The 946-nt window shown below is 65.4% G+C and carries 2 protein-coding genes; both read left to right on the top strand.

Annotation, left to right across the window (positions count from 1 at the left end):
- On the top strand, nt 1-278 hold a 278-nt coding region (locus EEB15_RS33070; RefSeq protein WP_141514236.1), incomplete at its 5' end, for a hypothetical protein.
- A gap of 124 nt (nt 279-402) precedes the next feature.
- The coding region (locus EEB15_RS33075; protein ID WP_121234397.1) for an SDR family oxidoreductase at nt 403-946 on the top strand (544 nt) is incomplete at its 3' end.

A 946-nucleotide genomic window follows, 5' to 3' on the forward strand; every position in this document is an offset into this window, starting at 1 on the left:
GTATTGGCGTCGGGGGGCTGCTATTGCTGGGCCAGTTGCTGGGGGGCGCCCTGCTGCTCGCGGACGACGGCGAAGCGACGCTGGCGGTCGAACACTTCTGGCAATTCGTCTTCCTGATCCCGGCGATCCTGGTGGCACTGGGAATGTTCGTCCTGCAGCATCACGTGGGTTCCTTCGCCCAGTTGTACCGCCGGCGTCTCGATGGCGCCTCCTACCTGCTGGTTTCCTGCGGCATCGCCCTGGTCCTGGGCAAGCTCTGCGTCCTGCTGCTCGCCTGAGCCCCTCGCGCGGCCCGGCATGTCCGGGTTTGCCCGAGGCATTCAGCTTCCTGATTTAGCCGGAGGCCGCTGAAACCCTTGGTTACACTGGCCTTCATCACACGAACAGGAAGGCAGGACCCCTATGCAAAACCGCATGATGATCACCGGTGCCGGCTCCGGGCTGGGGCGCGAAATCGCCCTGCGCTGGGCGCGTGACGGCTGGCGCCTGGCGCTGGCCGACGTCAACGAAGCCGGCCTGGCGGAAAGCCTGAAACTGGTGCGCGAGGCGGGTGGCGATGGCTTCACCCAGCGTTGCGACGTACGCGACTACAGTCAACTGACCGCGCTGGCGCAGAGCTGCGAGGAGAAGTTCGGCGGCATCGACGTCATCGTCAACAACGCCGGGGTCGCCTCCGGCGGTTTCTTCGGCGAGCTGTCCCTGGAGGACTGGGACTGGCAGATCGCGATCAACCTGATGGGCGTGGTCAAGGGCTGCAAGGCCTTCCTGCCGCTGCTGGAGCGAAGCAAGGGCAAGATCGTCAACATCGCCTCGATGGCGGCGTTGATGCAGGGCCCGGCGATGAGCAACTACAACGTGGCCAAGGCCGGGGTGGTGGCGCTTTCGGAAAGCCTGCTGGTAGAGCTGGCGCTGGTCGAGGTCGGCGTCCATGTGGTCTGCCCTTCGT

Source organism: Ramlibacter sp. WS9 (genome assembly GCF_003797765.1).
Taxonomy (GTDB): domain Bacteria; phylum Pseudomonadota; class Gammaproteobacteria; order Burkholderiales; family Burkholderiaceae_C; genus Ramlibacter.